Annotated in this window: 11 protein-coding genes; 6 read left to right on the top strand and 5 right to left on the bottom strand. The window is 33.5% G+C overall.

Translation table 11 applies throughout. The annotated features are described in order from the left end of the window. The 4 genes from IJE13_RS04225 to IJE13_RS04210 all read left to right on the top strand — a co-directional run. On the top strand, nucleotides 1-1087 hold a 1087-nt coding region (locus IJE13_RS04225; protein ID WP_292777473.1), incomplete at its 5' end, for a DNA double-strand break repair nuclease NurA. Between the two features lie 59 nt (nucleotides 1088-1146). Further along, nucleotides 1147-2655, top strand: coding sequence for an ATP-binding protein (locus IJE13_RS04220; RefSeq protein ID WP_292777471.1), 1509 nt, complete (start codon nucleotides 1147-1149; stop codon nucleotides 2653-2655). 127 nt (nucleotides 2656-2782) lie between these two features. After that, complete coding sequence (locus IJE13_RS04215) at nucleotides 2783-4066, top strand: DNA repair exonuclease (protein WP_292777469.1); 1284 nt, start codon at nucleotides 2783-2785, stop codon at nucleotides 4064-4066. Nucleotides 4067-4075: 9 nt separating this feature from the next. Further along, nucleotides 4076-6853: an SMC family ATPase gene (locus tag IJE13_RS04210; protein ID WP_292777467.1), complete on the top strand. Its 2778-nt coding sequence runs from the start codon at nucleotides 4076-4078 to the stop codon at nucleotides 6851-6853. Nucleotides 6854-6968: 115 nt separating this feature from the next. On the opposite strand, the gene IJE13_RS04205 is transcribed toward IJE13_RS04210, so the two are convergent. The 4 genes from IJE13_RS04205 to IJE13_RS04190 form a co-directional block, all read right to left on the bottom strand. Then, nucleotides 6969-7388: a nuclease gene (locus tag IJE13_RS04205; RefSeq protein WP_292777465.1), complete on the bottom strand. Its 420-nt coding sequence runs from the start codon at nucleotides 7386-7388 to the stop codon at nucleotides 6969-6971. A gap of 610 nt (nucleotides 7389-7998) precedes the next feature. Then, nucleotides 7999-9051 carry a ribonuclease H-like domain-containing protein gene (locus IJE13_RS04200; protein ID WP_292777463.1) on the bottom strand — a complete coding sequence of 351 codons (1053 nt, stop codon included), beginning with the start codon at nucleotides 9049-9051 and terminating at the stop codon, nucleotides 7999-8001. Nucleotides 9052-9100: 49 nt separating this feature from the next. Further along, nucleotides 9101-9409 (bottom strand): hypothetical protein, encoded by a 309-nt coding sequence (locus tag IJE13_RS04195; RefSeq protein WP_292777461.1) that lies wholly within the window; start codon nucleotides 9407-9409, stop codon nucleotides 9101-9103. 54 nt (nucleotides 9410-9463) lie between these two features. After that, the gene (locus IJE13_RS04190; protein WP_366514848.1) at nucleotides 9464-12193 is read right to left on the bottom strand and encodes a DEAD/DEAH box helicase; all 2730 of its coding nucleotides are present in this window, start codon (nucleotides 12191-12193) and stop codon (nucleotides 9464-9466) included. A gap of 396 nt (nucleotides 12194-12589) precedes the next feature. On the opposite strand from IJE13_RS04190, the gene IJE13_RS04185 reads away from it, so the two are divergent. Together IJE13_RS04185 and IJE13_RS04180 are read left to right on the top strand one after the other, a co-directional pair. Next, the gene (locus tag IJE13_RS04185) at nucleotides 12590-15127 is read left to right on the top strand and encodes a DEAD/DEAH box helicase (protein ID WP_292777456.1); all 2538 of its coding nucleotides are present in this window, start codon (nucleotides 12590-12592) and stop codon (nucleotides 15125-15127) included. Between the two features lie 164 nt (nucleotides 15128-15291). Then, nucleotides 15292-16596, top strand: a complete 1305-nt coding sequence (locus IJE13_RS04180; RefSeq protein WP_292777454.1) for a PD-(D/E)XK nuclease family protein — start codon at nucleotides 15292-15294, stop codon at nucleotides 16594-16596. 115 nt (nucleotides 16597-16711) lie between these two features. On the opposite strand, the gene IJE13_RS04175 is transcribed toward IJE13_RS04180, so the two are convergent. After that, a complete protein-coding gene (locus IJE13_RS04175) occupies nucleotides 16712-17389 on the bottom strand; it encodes a DUF169 domain-containing protein (protein WP_292777452.1) in 678 nt (225 codons plus the stop codon). Nucleotides 17390-17548: the final 159 nt, after the last annotated feature.

The following is a 17548-nucleotide window of genomic DNA, read 5'->3' as shown; positions in this document are numbered from 1 at the left end:
GTTAAATTCGTTGTATACAGAGGCCATTAGAAAAAAAGGACAAATAAATGAACCTTTAGAGGAATATAAGGAAACTAAAATAGATATTGAATCAAAATGGCATGAAGAGGAAATAAGTCCAAGTGATTCAGATATAGTTCTTGCAGCAGGTGATGGAAGCTATAATAAAAAGAAATATCTGAGCTTCAATTTCTATGCTGTATCTGCGGAGTCCCTAATCTATAATCCAAATGACCTTGAATCAAAGCTAAAGACCATTGAATCTGCAGAGCTTGATATAATCCCTCATCAATCCTTTTTGGAAGAAAGATTGCGTAATATGATGAGCATTTTTGAGATAAAAACAGCAATTAAGACTTTTAAGGATTATGAAATCGATTATTATATGGATGACGGATCTATTTTAGGAGATTTAATACGTCCAATTCCTGTTGAAAAAAGCATTTCAGCAGAATATAAGGAAAACATAGTGGCCTTAGTTAAGGAAAAACTTGAATCTGAGATAGAATCAGATGAATTAGATTTATCCTCCTTTAACTTCAAGGAAGAATTTAAAGACTTGTTTGAAGATGAAAACATCGATGAATATGCGTTAATTACTTTCTTAGAAAGTTTAGAAAACCTGATTGCCTTAAAGTATCTATTGGAAAACAAGAAGAGAATAATTGCAATTTCCAAAACATCATCAAGCAATGAACTCTTCCATGCAAATATTCCAGATATGGCTATTTTAGATGGAATGACAAGAAAACAAGGCTTTAGCGAACCTTATCATAGAAAGGTAACCTATAAAACAAAGCATGATTTTCCTATAGAAAATGAGTTCTTTAGAGAATTATGGTTTACAATATTCTTTGCAAGGCTTGATGACAATAAGAATATTATCAAGATAGAGTTACCTTATTATACAAAGGATTTAAATGAAATCAGGGAAATTTTAAGGGTTCTCAAATCAAATTCAACTGAAGGATATCCATATCTGCTTAAAAAAGCACATAAGGATGTTGTCATATCAAATCAGGATATGGATAGCTTATCTAAGATAATTGGATTTTTGGATAAATCCGGCCGTGAAATGTTAAATTAAGATTAAAAATTAATAATATTTATAAAATTAAGTAAAATATTGAGTTTAGAGGTTTAAAAATGATTGGAAGATGTATAGGAGAAACATCTCTTATTGAAGTAAGCTTTATTTCAAAAGAAATGCCACAAGTAGGGGAATATGTAACACTTGAATATGATGGAAAGATCATTTTAGGAATGATAGAATCAATGGTTCGTGGAAGCGTATCATTAAATGAGGACATATATGACCCAGATACAATCGCAAAGATTAGGGAAATCGAAGGTGATGACTACTACATTAGAGGAAACATCACAATTCTTGGTGATGTGAATGATAATCTAAAGCTACCACGTACTCCAGCACCTCCTGGAACTCCTATTTATCTTGCTCCATCAGATGTGCTTGATAAGATATTCCATATTGAAAACTCTTTGAAACTTGGACACCTTATAAACAATGAAGATGTTGAAGTGGGAGTGGACATCAATAAAATGGTTTCCAGACATTTGGCAATTCTTGCAATGACAGGTGCAGGTAAGTCAAATACCGTTTCTGTAATAATAGATGGATTATTGGAGTATAATGGCTGCATGCTTATCTTTGATATGCACTCTGAATATGTGGATGCAGAGTTTACTAATGGTCAAGTGAATGTAATCAAGCCTATGATAAATCCTCAATATATGGAATTTTCAGAGATGAAAAAATTAGCTAAAATTCCTGCATCAGCTCCACTGCAAGAAAGATACTTCAGAAGAGCATTTAATAAGGCAAGAGAATTGGTCCGAGAAGGAACAGCCAGTACAACTGATTTTATAGAATTGCTATACAAAATTTTAGATGACTGGTATAATGATGAGGACTATGACCCGGGAAATAAGAAGAATATTATGGATGTGCTAAATAAGATAGAGGATCTAAACGTAAAATACGATAGGTTATTGAATGTTAATATAGGTGACTTCTTAACTCAAATAAAGCCTGGAATGGCAAATGTCCTTGATTTGGGACAAGTGGATGAAAATACTGCGGAAGTATTGGTTGCCCATGTTCTTAGAAGATCCCTTAGAAGCAGAAAGCAATATGTAAGGCATAATGATGAAAATGCATTGTCTTTCCCAGTATTCTTTGTTGTTGAGGAAGCCCATATTTTGGCTCCACATAGCAGAAATCCGGACAGCAAGTATTGGATTACTCGCATAGCAAGAGAAGGCCGTAAATTTGGTTTAGGTCTTTGTTTAGTAAGCCAATCCCCTAAATCAGTCGATGCTGAAACATTGTCACAAGCCAACAATATGATTATCTTAAGGCTTGTAGAGCCAAAAGACCAAAAGCATGTCCAAACAGCAAGTGAAAGCCTTAGTGAAGATTTGGTAAAGCAATTGCCATCACTTAACATTGGTGAAGCTTTGGTTTTAGGACTTATGACAAAGGTTCCTACTCTTGTTAAAATCAATGAATTTAAAGGACGCCAACGTGGTGGAGATTTAGATATAATCGGGCAATGGAAAAGCAAGAAAGATGATGAAGAAGAAGCTTTACAAAAGGAATTAGACCAATTCGTTAATTTAGGCGGAGGATATTAGATTTGGGAATCTTTATAAATTACCAATGATTATTATTTGTATAATTAAAGTGATTGGAATAATTCTATGAACATAATTTATTTTAATAAATCAAAAAATTCTTAAGAAAATAAGGAGGGTGAAATGAATGCGTTTTGCACATTTATCTGATAGCCATTTAGGTTCAAGACAATTCGGACTATTGGAACGTGAAACAGATTTTTATGATGTATTTGCTAAAAACATAGATAAGATTATAGAAAAAGATGTGGATTTTGTTATTCACAGTGGAGATTTATTTGACAATAACAGGCCTTCTACAGAGGCATTATTAGCATTCCAGAAAGCATTATTAAGATTGAATGAAGCTAAAATACCAATTTATGCGATTGCTGGAAACCATGATTCCATTTTAAGGAAAGGAGCTCTACCTCCACAGGTTCTATTTAAGGATATAGGGCTTAAGTTAATCAGTGATAAAAATCCTGCATATAATGAAGGTCCTGTATTGATTTGTGGAGTTCGCTATGTCCCAAGTTCACAAAGCAGAGCTTTAAAGAATGCATATGACCAATTGTCAAAGCTTGCAGACAAATATCTAAAATCCATTCTTGTATCTCACCAAGGAATTGACAAATGGATGCATGAGGATACTCATGAAATTGAACTGTCTGAAATGCCTAAAAACTTTGATTACTATGCAATGGGCCATGTACACAATTATGTTGAAGAGGATTTCGGCAAAGGAAAATTGGTTTATCCCGGATCTATGGAAATATGGAGAACCAGCGAATCCAATGAAAATTACAGAGAAAACGGCAAAGGATTCGTTGTAGTGGATTTAAGCTATGACAAGCCGCAAGTTGAAAGGGTGAAAATTGACCTTCCAAGAGAATTCTATAAAGAGATAATTGATTATAATAAGTTTGATGAAAGGCTTGCTATCATTAAAGAAGAGATTGAATCATTGGACAATAAGCCATTGCTTGACTTGACTGTTGCCGGAGGAGATTTTGACAGTGCTGAAGTTTATGAAGTAATAAATGACGCAATTGGGGATAGTGTTTTAAATCTAAGACCTAGTTTTAAGCCGGATAAGGTCTTGGATGAGGAGAAATTAATTGATACAACCAAAATTCTTGATCCAAGAGCATTATTGCAAAAAAGAGTTAATGAAAAATATCAAAATGATGATGTGAATAAATTATCTGTTGATCTGTTGGATAATCTCTCTATTGGAAGAATAGATGATGCTCAATTCATTTCAGACAGATTTTACAGTCAGCATTACTATAATGAGGAAGAAGCTAGAGAATTGAATAATGCTCAAATAAATGAATCTGATAGTTTAGATGATTATTTAGATAAGAATTTAGATGATAAAGAAGATTCTCAAAATGAATCTAAACAAATGAGGTTTGATGACTTATAGGGTGATATGATGATATTTACAAGATTAGAATTAATGAACTTTAAATCACATGCAAACACTACATTGGACTTTAATCCAGGAATCAGCTTGATTGTAGGTGAAAATGGTGCTGGAAAGTCTTCTATTTTTGAAGCCATCTCATTTGCATTGTTCAAGTCCTATACCACAAAATCCATTAATGATTTAGTAAGATCCAATAAGAATACTGGTGATAAGATACAAATGATTGTAAGATTGTCATTTATCACTAATGGAATTGAATATAAGGTTGAAAGAACAGTAAGTCCTACCAAATCCAGTTCCAAATCAACTTCCAGCCTATACAGAATTATAGATGGAGAAGAGGAAATCCTTGTTTCTGGAAATAAGGAAGTGGATAAGGAAATAGAAAAAATATTAAGTATGGATTCTTCAACATTCCTAAATGCTATCCATATCAGACAAGGTGAAATAGCTGAATTGATTGATAAGACACCGGCTAATCGTAAAAAATTAATCGGTAAACTATTAAGGCTTGAGGAATTGGAAAAAGCATATGAGAATCTTCCAAGAATCAGTGAAGACTATAAAACAAGAAAAGCTGTTTTAGAGGATAGGATACAGCCAGAATCAGAACTTAATTTTGAACATAAAAAGGCTAAAGAAGAGCATTTCGCTTTAAATGAAAAAAACAATGCCTTAAAAGCAGAATATGAAGCTCTTGAAAAAGATATAGAAATTAAAAATAAGGAAAAAGAGGAATTAGACAAACAAAAGCAGGAGTTCGAAGCTCTTAACTTGAAGTTGGGCCATGAAAAAGAAAACTTGAATGGCTTAAATAAGCTAAAAGAGGAATTGTCTAATAAATATAATGAAATCCTAAAACAGGAAGGTGAAATGAATCTTTTAAAACCATACAGTGAAAAACTTCCAGTATATAATAAATTTAAGGATTCACTTAGCAATTTAAACAGATTCAAAGATGAAGAAAAGAATAATAAGGAAATCATCACTAAGATTGAAGGATATAAATCCACCATAGAATCTGAAAAGGATAATCATGAAAAGTTCATTTCTTTAGAAGGTGAAATCAAAGCCTTAAACAATAAAAAGGTGGAATTGTTTGCTGAATTAAAGCGCATGAAGGATTTGGAATCTCAAAAAAGCACTTTAACTGGCGATATCGAACACTACAATAAAGAATTGGATAAGTTTTATAATGATGCAAAGATAGTTTTATCAGAATTTGAAGAGGAAATAGATCCAATCAAAAGCAATGATGATTTGAATAATTTGGAAAGTCTTGTTGAAAGTCTTTTAACCAATCTCAAAAATGAGATTAATGAGATTGATGAGGAATTGAAAAAATTAAATAAGGAATCAATCAGTTTAAAGCAAGAAATCAAATCATTGGATGAACCATTGGCTGACATAAAAAAGGTTGAGAATAAATGTCCTGTTTGTCAGTCTGATATTAGTGAAGATAAGAAAAATGAACTCATTCATATGTATGAGGAAACAATATCTGCCAATACTAATAAGATTAATGAAAATAATGAAATTATCACTAAATTAAATAAAGATAAATCATTAAAAGATGCTAATTTATTGAAGCTTGATTCAATTAAAACAAAGATATATCAGAACAAACATATTGTTGGAGATTTGGATAAGCTTACAAAAAGTTTAGAGACTGTTGATGCTAAAATCTATGAACTTCAAGACAAAAAGAATGAACTTGAAGAGTTAGATAAGATTATAGAAACTAAAAATATTGAGTTCAAAGAGCTTGAATCTCATAACAAAAAGTATTTGGACGCTAATACTCTTCTTAAGTCATTTCCTGAGGAATCCAAAATCAAGGATGAACTATATACCATTTCAGGTAAGATCAATCTTGAAGAGGGAAAGCTCAAGGAATACATCATCATAGATTCCAATCTTTCCTTGGATATTAGTGATGAAGCTCTTGATGGATTGATAAAAGACTTAAGTGATAAGGACACTAAATATCATGTCTTATTAGGTTCAGTAAAAGGAAAAGCGGAATATGAGGAGAAGATTAAGGCTAAAGAAGAAGAGATATCCGCAAAGGAAAATGAAATCAAAGAGATTAAAAATGCCATTGGATCTTCAGCTTATAATGAAGAAAACTATAAGAATATGATAATCCTAATTGATAGATTAAATGTTAAATACAATGGATATGCTCAAGAGATTGCAGTTAACGACAACAATCTAAAAATCTATGAAACCACGGTGGAAACAATCGAAAAGACCATTGAGCAAAATAGAAAGAACAAGGAAGAATATATTGCTGTTAAGGAATATTACGGATTGCTTGAATATTTCAGAACATTATACAGTAAGGATGGTATCCAAGGGGACTTAAGAAGTCAATCAAGACCATTAATTCAAAAGTATACCCGAGAATTCTTTGAAAAATTCAATTTCAACTATTCTGACTTGATATTGGATAATGAATATAACATTTCCATTTACGGTCCTGAAGGGGAAGCTAATATTGAAATGGTCAGCGGCGGTGAAAAAATAGCTATCGCTCTTGCATTGAGGTTAGGCATTACACAGGCTATGTCAAAAGGAAACATTGAAACAATACTCTTGGATGAGCCTACTATTCATTTAGACAGTTTCCGCAGACAAGAGTTAATCACTGTTTTACGCAGCATGAATGTAATTCCTCAAATGCTCATTGTTACTCACGATTCAGAATTGGAAAATGCTGCAGATACCCTTATCAGAGTAGAAAAAGAAGATGGTATCTCTCAAGTTAAAATAAACAGTTAAAAACAGTATTTTGATAAGTAAATTTAATTTAATTTTACTTATCCTTTTTTTATTAATTATTTTTTTAAAGATAGATTTATTTTTTCTTAAAATTAAAAAAGAAGGAATGATTTATTTAGAAATCATCACATAATTCGTCATAATCTCCACTTACAATGGATCTTATATCATCTACAATGCAGTTTGCATTCCAGCCTACTACTGTTTTTGCCTTTGCTTCAAGCTCTTCTGGAACTATTTCCATTCCATAAGGGCGCACTAAAAGAATAGGAATGTCAAATTCTTCAGCCTTTTCAATTAAAGTATCAATTTGAATCTGATTATAATTGTAGATGCCAGATAAAACAACTATAACATCCACTTTTTTAAAGAAATCCTCTCCAAATGGAGCATAGTCTCTTGCCATTGATTCAGTCCATAAGAAATCTGGTTTTGAGTATAGCTTTTCAGTAAATTGGCCATATTCGTTTTCCTGATCGATTCCACGGGTTATAATGAGATTATAGATTTTATTGTCCTGTTCCTCTTCAAACATTTTATCCTTCCTTTTCAATTTCATTAAATTTTTTTACTTATATTTAATTTGTTTTTTAAATATTAAAAATTTTATATAAAATTATCGATTGATTATAAAAATGAATATTAAAATGAATAAAAAACAGATATTTAAGTCAATGAACTTAATCAATTAAAGTAAAGATGAAAAATTGGCAATGAAAAAATTATGAAAAAATCTATAAAAATCCTAAAAAAAGTATAAAAAAGATAAAAATTAAGTATTTTTAGTTTTTTTATATGGGATAATCATTTTTTTTAAAAATTACTTAATTTTTATTCTTTAACTTAGTTAGAGTCTTACCTTAAAAGGTTATCTTCAATTTAATTTTTATAAGTCATTATTTATAAATGTAATGTTTATTTAATGTATTATTTCCTATTGATTTTGATATTTAATAGGAAATATTAATTATTATTATGATTAAGGCAATATCTTTAAGTTAAATAATATTTCAATAACTTTAATACAATTTAAAAAAAACTTATTACTCAATTAGAGTTTACTAAACATTAAAATCAAGTTTATATAAATGACTGTCTAACAAAATTAGCTAAAAGATTTATCAATATTTTATTTTTTTATCCTATTAAAAGGATTCCTCATAGATTCTCATCAGAAAATGAGCGAGGGAAACAATATCCATACGATTATGCTCAATTATAGGAACCAAAGGACCGATATTATTTGTTGTGAGATATGTTCTATAGTAATCTGGAATATATGCTCCAGGGACATCATCTTCACGCCTGATGTCAAACAGATGCTCTTCTATAGTGGTCAGTTTGCAATTTGGGAGCTTGTCTTTCCATAGATTGCGGGCAGGATAGATAAGATCAAAATGGGTCTGGTCAAGTTTGGAGTTTATCCTATATAATCTGGCCCTATTCTTGATGAATGGAATGTCAAAGATTGCCCCATTGTAGGTCACATGTACGCTTGCTTCATCAAGATGTGACAGATATGCCTCAATGAGTGCAGGCTCCTCTTCCTTCTCCCTAAGCAGATACTGGTTGGATTCGATGCATTTTCCCTTTATTTCAGCGATTCCGATTAAGATGATTGGAGCACTTGAGAGTCCAAGGGTTTCAATATCCATAAACTTAAGGTTGAATGGATCAAGTGAACTTAAGGCCTTTAAGGTGCTGTTCTTATAATCAGGATACTTGTTCAGGCTTTTCAATAGATTGAATTCTTTTATGAAGCAGTTCTTCTCAATCTTTTGAATCAGTTTCTCTGCCTTTTTCCCATAGCTTGGATGATTTATCAGGTCATAGAATGTATGGTAACCGTCCTCCTTAAGCTTCATTTCAGTTTGAAGCCCGATGCCAGGCATTAACCTTAAGTTGGAGGCCAATTCATGCTTGATGGATTCCCTTTTGTTTTCCAGTGAAAAGTCTATCTTTTCCTTTCTTGTGATTCTTAATGTCTCACCGTAGATATTTTCAATCACCTTGCTTCCTTCAATATCCAGCAAATCCCAATCCTGATATTTATGCATCAATCCGAATTTCAGATTGTTGAAATAGGTTGGAGAGTCTAATCTGGCTCTCTCATAAGTTTCCTTTGAAGGATTTTCTGAAGTCAATGAATTTGACAGGATCCTTTCCAAATATGCTTCATGTTCTTCTCTGCGGGACATTGTATCTAAAGGTTAATATTTAAGAATTTGCTTAAAAAATCAATTTAATTTAATCATTCATAAAATTAATATGGAATGTAATATAAGTATAAGGCAATTCACAGCAAGGAACAACATCTCTTGAATTGATTACAACCTTTCCAAACTTATCCAAGTATGATTCAATCTCAGCTCTGACGGCTTTGACCTTATTTGGGTCATGAATCCTTACATTTCCCAGAAAACTGGTTCCCTTGGATGTTTTCATGACTGAAATCCCATCTATCCTATAAGGCAATTCATGCTTTTCAAGAATATTGTTAATGTCTGTATTGATTTGCTCTTTTATTTCATTCTTATTCTCATTAGTGATTTCCATTATATCACCTTGAAATTATAAGTGTTCTATAATATTTATTTGAATTTCATTTTATTAATGCTTTAATTCCAATAGGAATTCATTGGCCTCTTCATGAGCGGAATCTATTGAAATGGCCTTTTTTACAAAGGATAATGCTCCCATCTTATCCTCTTGCTCATAAAGTATTCTTCCAATGAGATAATATGCATCTGCACTATCCTTTTTTATTATGATATTGGTTAATATTTCCTTGGCAATGCTGTAGTTTCCCTTATCATATTCCTCCAAAGCATCATTATATGCCTCTTCCAACGGATCTGTCTCTTCAGCTTCAGCTTGCTCATCGATTATTTCATCTGTATTTTGATTATCACGATTTTTTTCATCATTATTTTCATTTTCATTATTGGTTTCCTTTTGATTATAATAGGTTTCATTATATGAGATATTTTCTTCCAAATCCTGATTTTCCAAGGCAGACAACTCCTCTGGAGACAATTTATTCATCTCCTCCCACATGTAATCCAAAATGAATTCTGTAGCTTTCTTATGCAATGGCTTGTTCTCGTTTCCACATTTTGGTGAGTAGATGCAGGAAGGACATCCCTCTTCACATTCACAGGTCTTAAGGAGATTCCTGGTGGAATCGGTTAATTTGCTGAATACATCAATTGCCTTTTCACATATTCCTATTCCACCTTCATAGGCATCATAGATAAAGATTGAGGCTTCCTGTGTGTCTTCATGATAATTTGTTGAAAGTCCGCCAATGTCAAATCTGTCACACATCACATGTAGTGGGAAAAGACCGATCAGTGCATGTTCCGCTCCGTGAAGACCTCCTGCAAAGACTTCACTTTCATTCTTGAATTTGTCCTCCAATGCCTCCTTGACGCTATCTGGAATGGTGAACCATAATCCCTTTGTCTTGAATTTCAAAGGAGGCAAATCCAGAATATATGTTCCGATAGTCTTGGAAAACTCCATTCTTTTGTACTTATAGTAATCTTCCTCTACTTCAAGCTCTCCATAGTGGACAGTAAAGTCTCCGATTTTAACCTTCTTGATCTTTTTGATGATTTTTGTTTGAGTTTTCTTAAGAGCAACTGTGTGAGCGTTGACGTCTCTTTTGATTACATCAATGATATGGGTCTTGAAGTTTACGTTTGTAACGATATAGGTTTGGCCCTTATTGATTAGAATGGCTCCTTCATGAGCTTCCCTATACATTTGGGACCTTTCTATCTTCTCTATCAGTCTGCTTTCATTCATCACGCTGAATATTTCATTTGAAATCTGGTCAAGTGAGAATTCAAATGCAGGATTGTCATCATATGGATAGATATAAAGTCCTGCACTCTTTTTAAGGTCTCTATTTTTAATTATCTCCTCTGCAAACTCTTCATCTACATTGAATACATCTTCCAGTTCCTCTGGTGAGAGAGGCAATTCATTGGCAGCACAGATTATATGATTGTTCAATAGCTTCTCATTGTTCAAGTCAATTACAACATTCTCATGAGGCTTGTCAAAGAAGAATTCAGGATTCTTCATGAAGTACTGGTCCAATTGGTTTTCAAAGGCAACCAGAATGACAAGGGATTTCTGATTTCCCCTTCCGGATCTTCCTCCCTGCTGCCAGGTTGAAATCATGGATCCAGGAAAACCTGAAATGATTACCGCATCAAGGCTCCCTACATCTATTCCCAATTCAAGTGCATTGGTTGAAGTGACTCCCAGATATTTCCTTGATTTGAGGCCATCCTCAATTTCTCTTCTGTCTTCTGCCAAATAGCCTGCCCTATAGGCTGAGATTCTGTCCACATACCTTTTCTTGGTATGCTCCATGTCTCTTTTTGTCCATAATGCAATCAGTTCTGCAATCTTTCTGCTTGATGTGAAGCATAATGTCTGTATGTCTTTCAATAGCAGATAGAGGAATATCCTTTCGGTTTCCATATGTATGGACAGATTCTCATCATCACTGTTTACTGGGAGCTTCTTGTATGGATTGTATAGGATGAAATCCTTTTCACCGCTTGGAGATGAGTCCTCATCAATCAATTCAAATTCCTCTCCAGTCAGCTTTTCCGCAAGTTCCAATGGATTTGCAAGAGTTGCAGATGATAATATGAACTTTGGATTTGAACCATAGAAATTAGCGATTCTCTTAAGTCTTCTAATCAGGAATGCAACATTTGAACCGAATATTCCCTTATAATAATGGGCTTCATCAATGACAATATACTTTAAGTTTGAATAGAAACGTTCCCATTGATGATGCCATTGCAAAATCAAATGGATCTGATAAGGATTTGTAAGGATAACTCTTGATTCCTGTCGGATCTTATACCTTTTGGCCTTTGGTGTGTCACCGTCATAGGGATTCGGATTCAAGTCAAGTTCCATCATTTCATCGAATTTTCTCAAGACCTTCAATTGATCGTATGACAATGCCTTTGCAGGATAGATGTATAATGCGCATGCGTCATTATCCTTAATGAGTTCCTCCAGAACAGGTATGTTAAAGGATAAGGTCTTTCCACTGGCTGTTGGTGTGGTGATGATTATATTCTTATCCTCTCTGGATTTTTCAATGGCCAATGCCTGGTGCCTGTATAGCTTGATATCCTTTTCTTCAAGGTAGTGCAATATTTTATCCTCTAGGTTCTCGACCTTCTTATATCTGGCTTCCTTTGCAGGAATTGTCTCGACATGCTCAATCTTTCTCCTGAAGCGAATATCGTTCTTGAACTTGTCGATATTTTCCATTTCATCCTTGTCTTTAGCCATATTTGTCATGAGAATCAATAGATAATTTAATTAATATTTTAATTTATTATTTAATTTATTATTCTAATTTTTGTACTGAATTTTTATAAATTTTCATTTTAATATTTCAAAATAATATCAATTTAACTAATAAATATATATTTGGTCATCAAATCTAATAAAACTTACCATATATTTGATATTGGACTTAATAAAACTTTCTCTATTAGTTTTCATATGCTCTTAGCCTAGTTTTTTAAATACAAAAATTAAAATATTTCATAAATTAATATAATTATATAATATGAAAGTATAAGATTTGAATAATTGATTAATACTCATCATGGAATTTAATTTAATTAATCTAAATAATTTAATTGATTTCATTTAATTTATGCAATTAAAGAGAATGTAAGAGGGGTAAGTTTGATAGACTATAAGGAATTTGAAGAGATTGTTGTAAATGTTTTGGAAAGGGACATCTCCTCAAATGAAGACCAAAAATTAGCCATTTCATCACCTAAGGACCAATCATTGTTCATTGTGGCAGGTCCAGGTTCCGGAAAGACAACCGTCATGGTGCTAAAGATATTGAAATTCATTTTTGTCGATGACGTTTCACCTAATGAGATATTGGCAACCACCTTCACAAGAAAGGCAGCCAGTGAACTTCTCTCACGTATTCTAAGCTGGGGAGATAAGATAAGGTCCAAGCTGATTGCAAATTATATGGATAGGATGTTCAGCGGTGAAATCACTGATGATGGCATAATAAGGGAAATCAATAGAATTGACTTCAATCAGATAAATATCGGAACCATTGACAGCATAGCAGATGAATTATTGCGTGTCTATCGTCAGGCAGGAACAAGCCAGCCTATTCTGATTGAGGATTTTGTTGCAAATTCCGTTATGATTAACGAATGTCTTCTCAAGGATGACAGATATAAGCATGAGTCATTGCAGGAGTCTTTGGCTGAGATTACAGGTAAGCAATCAAATACTGACCAAAAGCCTAAAGTGAAGAACCTGACAATGATGGCAAGCATATTGATTGAAATCAAGGAGCATATCTACTACAATATGATTGACATCAGGGATATTCTAAAAGACATCAAAACCCATGAAACAGGCAAGCAATTGGCTTTAAAACTAATTTTGGAATATGAGGAAATACTAAAAAGCCAGAATATATATGACTTTGCAATGCTTGAAACCGAATTCCTTAAAAGGTTGAATTCAGGAAGTTTAAATTCTTTTCTAAATGATATAAAGATCATTCTGGTTGATGAATATCAGGATACAAACCTGCTGCAGGAAAGCATTTACTTCAGAATTGCCGCATCGGCAATTGAAAATGGTGGAAACATCACTGTAGTGGGGGATGATGACCAATCATTATACCGCTTTAGAGGGGCTAGCGTAGACCTCTTTACCAATTTCATTGAAAGAATCGCTGCAATAGGCATTGTTGCAGAGGAAGTTAACCTAAAAACCAACTACCGTTCCACTGAAAACATCATAGACCTATGCAATGATTTTGTCGAATTGGACGAGGAATACCAATCTGCCCGTGTAAAGGAAAAGCCTCCGATTGAATTTCCTAATAATGAGGGACATGAAAATGATGATGGATCAGATTTGACTGATGATTCAATTCCAATATTAGGAATGTTTCGAAACAATGAGCAGATGCTTGCAAATGACTTGGCCAAATTTATTGATGAACTGAATAGGAATGGAGTAGTCAAACGAAAGATAAAGAGAGTCTTGACCAAGGAAGAGAATCAAAAGTTCAATTCAGATAACAAAAATACATTAATCAATTATAGAGATAAGGGATTTGATTTGGCTGAAGGAGCCGATGAGATAGTCATTGAGCTTGGTGAAGAGGGTTCAGCTGAGGATATTGCATTCCTAACCTATTCTCCAAAGGAACTTACAGCCAGAGGACAGCGCACATTTCCTTTCATATTGAAAAAGCAATTGGGAAGATTGAGACAGCCTATTGAAGTCTTCAACCCTAGAGGACAGGATCTTCAGAACATAGACTGTGTGGCTGTATTCTGTGGCTTGATGCTGGAATGCATAGACCCTAATTCAAGATATCAAAGAACTAATGACAAATTGCCTAATTCCGCAAGCCTTAACATGAATGTTTGGCGCAGAAAGGCCAATTCATATATAAAGGATGTCAATCCGGAGCCCCATTCTCCGGTTTCATTGGAGAAATTCGTCACACATTGGCAAGTGAGACATCCATTTTCATCAGATGAATCAAGTGATATGAAATGGCCTATAAAGGCAAATCTGATGGAATTGGCATATAAGCTGGTTAGCTGGATTCCTGAATTTCAGGATGATGACGAAGGAGTGGTCTATCTAAAGGCAATTACACAGACAATCACTCAAACAAGCTTCTTCAACAAATATTCTGCAAACATTGACTTCTCATCACCGGAGGCTGAAAAGGAATCAGTCAATGAGGCATTGCTGAATATCTTTGTGCCAATAGCCAGCGGTGGAGTTCAAATAGATGAAAACCTCTTTGAAGTGATTCCTTCCAATCGCTTCAATATAATGTCAATCCATCAGGCTAAGGGATTGGAATTCCCTCTTGTGATTGTTGATGTGGGATCAAGATTCAAAAAGAATTATTCAAGGGATGCAAACTTAAGATTCCCTAAGAATGCGGATTCCTCTTCCATAATTCAGGATAGGATCAGGGAATATAGTGCATTGTCCAATAAGGATAGGGATTCAAAGGACTGTGCATTTGATGATTTGACAAGATTGTATTTCGTTGCATTCTCAAGGGCGAAGGATGTTTTGCTCTTGGTTGGGTTAAATCCAAACATTGATGGATATACACAAAATGAAAAACTTATGAAAATACCTAATGTTGCATTAGGTTGGAATAGAGATGAAGAATTTATAGGGTTTGATAATATTTATTTAATTTAATTAATGGTTTCTTTAAGCAAATTATATCAAACTATTTATGAAAAATATGATGATTTTATTATAATTAAGATTTGATGGAAATTAGAATTTATTAGAAATATAATAAATTGTTAAAAATTCAAAATTTTAGAAATTTAAAACATTATTTCAAAAAAGGTGTAAAAATGAAATTATCCACTAGATCAAGGGAATATATCATACCGGAATATAGCTTAACCGGTGATTTATTATCATTTTTAACTTGCAATTTACAGTATCGTTATCAAAACAAGGGCAATCTTCCGCCATCAATGCCTGTTCAATTGTGGTTTGGAGAATTCATTCATGGAACCTTGGAAGAGGCATTCTTAAAATGGAAAAAGTATTCAGATAGCGATAAGATGAATTTTCCTTGGGATTGGGAAAGTGAAATAAAGCCTATTGAAGACCTGATTACAGGCAGGCTTAATGTCAAGGGATTGAATCCTCCAATTGAATACCAGAATAATTATGGTCCTAAGGATAACATTTACAGTGCAAGACTGGAGCGTTCCATCAATCTTTGGGGACCTCATCTTTTCCCTTTGATTGAAGATACGGAAGTGCTGATAAAGGGATTGAGGGAGTTGACAGATGAAAAGTCAAGGTCTGACTATTATTCAATCAATGGTGTTGTAGATGTATTGAGCTCAAGGATGGTGGATAAGTTCTATCGAAAGACAAGCAATAATCCTTTGCAGCAGACATTGGATGATTATTTCAATCTTTCTCAAGAAAATAGCATAATAGATTATCTATATAAGAATGAGGAGTTTAAAAGACTTTTGAATGATGAATTGAATGAGTATGAAATCATCATCGATTATAAGGGAATGAGAAGGCCAAGCGCACCATCCAAAGAGGAATTGGAGAAAATCCAGTCATTGATGGAAAATGGAGAGCTGTTTGATTCCGAGGAATACGCCAAGTATAAGGTTTGGATTCAACATGAATGGCAGATCTTGACATATGCATGGCTAAGGAAAAATCAGGAAGATTATGACAAGCCGATTGTAGGAATCATTTTCTACTTGAATGAATTGGTTCCATCCAATGATGACCTGAAGGCAATAAAGGAAGATTTGATAAACGATCAGACTGACATTTCTCTAGATTTGATAAGTGATGCTGATTGGGAGAAGTTAAGGAATTGGAATGAAGACTCTGAAATAGCTATCCATAGGGACCTGTCAGACAAGTTCAAGATGGACAGGTCCATTAGAATCATCAATATTGAAGATGAATTGATTGGCAATTCCTTAGAGCAATTCGATAATGTTGTAAATGATATAGAATCATCTTTGAAACGGGAGATGAATGGCTGTAAGATTAAGGATGCATGGAAAGCCGAAGCTGAAGATAGGACATGCAGTGCTTGTGACTTCAGAACATTCTGCAATAAGAAAAACTGTGAAGATACAGAGAATAAACAGGTATTTACTATCCCTTAAAATACAAGTCTTTTATCCTTAAAATAGCTGATTAATATATTTTTTAAAAGATAGACTGAAAAAAGATTAAATTGAATAAAAAAAAGAAAAATTAGTTATAATTTTTATAACTAAATTAAATGTTTTCAAAAGCTTCCATCAATGGCTTTATGCTGTCAAGGGGCAATCCGATGATGATTTCCTCATCCACGATTCCTGCATAGCCTCTGGAACCGTTGCATGCCAATGTTGCATTAGCCTTATTGGTAACATAAGGAGCACTTACAGCATCTGCACATAATGATTGAATACCTGCACAGCTGTATTCAACCTTTCCACCTTGGTTGTATACTATTCCTTGAGTGATGAACATTCCGAATTTAGGAAGTGTGATGACAACAACAACATCAGGAATGAAATCAGCCTTTTCAAGAGGTGCATAGATGATTCCTAAGCTTTGCTCGTCTTTTCTTGGAATGTTATCTATGACAGACTTAGCGGTTTCAACACTATCGAACCTGCCTAATTTATAGTAAAATTCACCAGTAGCAATCTTAGGAGGAAGGGGTTCCAAACCCATAGCAGATGATCCTCCTTTACATTTCTGTTCAGCAGCGGTTGAATAGAACATGGCCCCATCGGCTGCTTTGGTTACCATCTCACAATGTCTGATGGTCTCATCTATCTTTTCAACGCCTTCTGGTATTTCACTTTCATCATTAAAGAACTTAATGGCTACAGGAAGTCTTGTTAAATTAAGTTTTTCCTTTAAGACTTCAGCAGTTTTTACATTATCTTCTACAATATAATCCATCTCATCACCTGTTAAAATAAATTTATAAGAAAATTCCTTCAATTATTTATTTCTTGATTATGATATATTAAGGTTATGAATTATTATTCATTATGCTTTTAAGTTTTTTATAATTTTTTTAATATTGATTTTTATGTTTTTCTTAATAAGGATTTTTAT

Origin of the sequence: Methanobrevibacter sp., from assembly GCF_017410345.1 — an archaeon.
GTDB lineage: Archaea > Methanobacteriota > Methanobacteria > Methanobacteriales > Methanobacteriaceae > Methanobrevibacter.
Note: the sequence above shows the minus strand (reverse complement) of the source record. Positions and strands in the feature narration are given on the sequence as shown.

What these genes read in the sequence shown, in the direction of transcription:
- IJE13_RS04220 (WP_292777471.1), top strand. Translation starts at nt 1,147, where the DNA reads ATGATTGGAAGATGTATAGGAGAAACATCTCTTATTGAAGTAAGCTTT.
- IJE13_RS04215 (WP_292777469.1), top strand. Translation starts at nt 2,783, where the DNA reads ATGCGTTTTGCACATTTATCTGATAGCCATTTAGGTTCAAGACAATTC.
- IJE13_RS04210 (WP_292777467.1), top strand. Translation starts at nt 4,076, where the DNA reads ATGATATTTACAAGATTAGAATTAATGAACTTTAAATCACATGCAAAC.
- IJE13_RS04205 (WP_292777465.1), bottom strand. Translation starts at nt 7,388, where the DNA reads ATGTTTGAAGAGGAACAGGACAATAAAATCTATAATCTCATTATAACC.
- IJE13_RS04200 (WP_292777463.1), bottom strand. Translation starts at nt 9,051, where the DNA reads ATGTCCCGCAGAGAAGAACATGAAGCATATTTGGAAAGGATCCTGTCA.
- IJE13_RS04195 (WP_292777461.1), bottom strand. Translation starts at nt 9,409, where the DNA reads ATGGAAATCACTAATGAGAATAAGAATGAAATAAAAGAGCAAATCAAT.
- IJE13_RS04190 (WP_366514848.1), bottom strand. Translation starts at nt 12,193, where the DNA reads ATGACAAATATGGCTAAAGACAAGGATGAAATGGAAAATATCGACAAG.
- IJE13_RS04180 (WP_292777454.1), top strand. Translation starts at nt 15,292, where the DNA reads ATGAAATTATCCACTAGATCAAGGGAATATATCATACCGGAATATAGC.
- IJE13_RS04175 (WP_292777452.1), bottom strand. Translation starts at nt 17,389, where the DNA reads ATGGATTATATTGTAGAAGATAATGTAAAAACTGCTGAAGTCTTAAAG.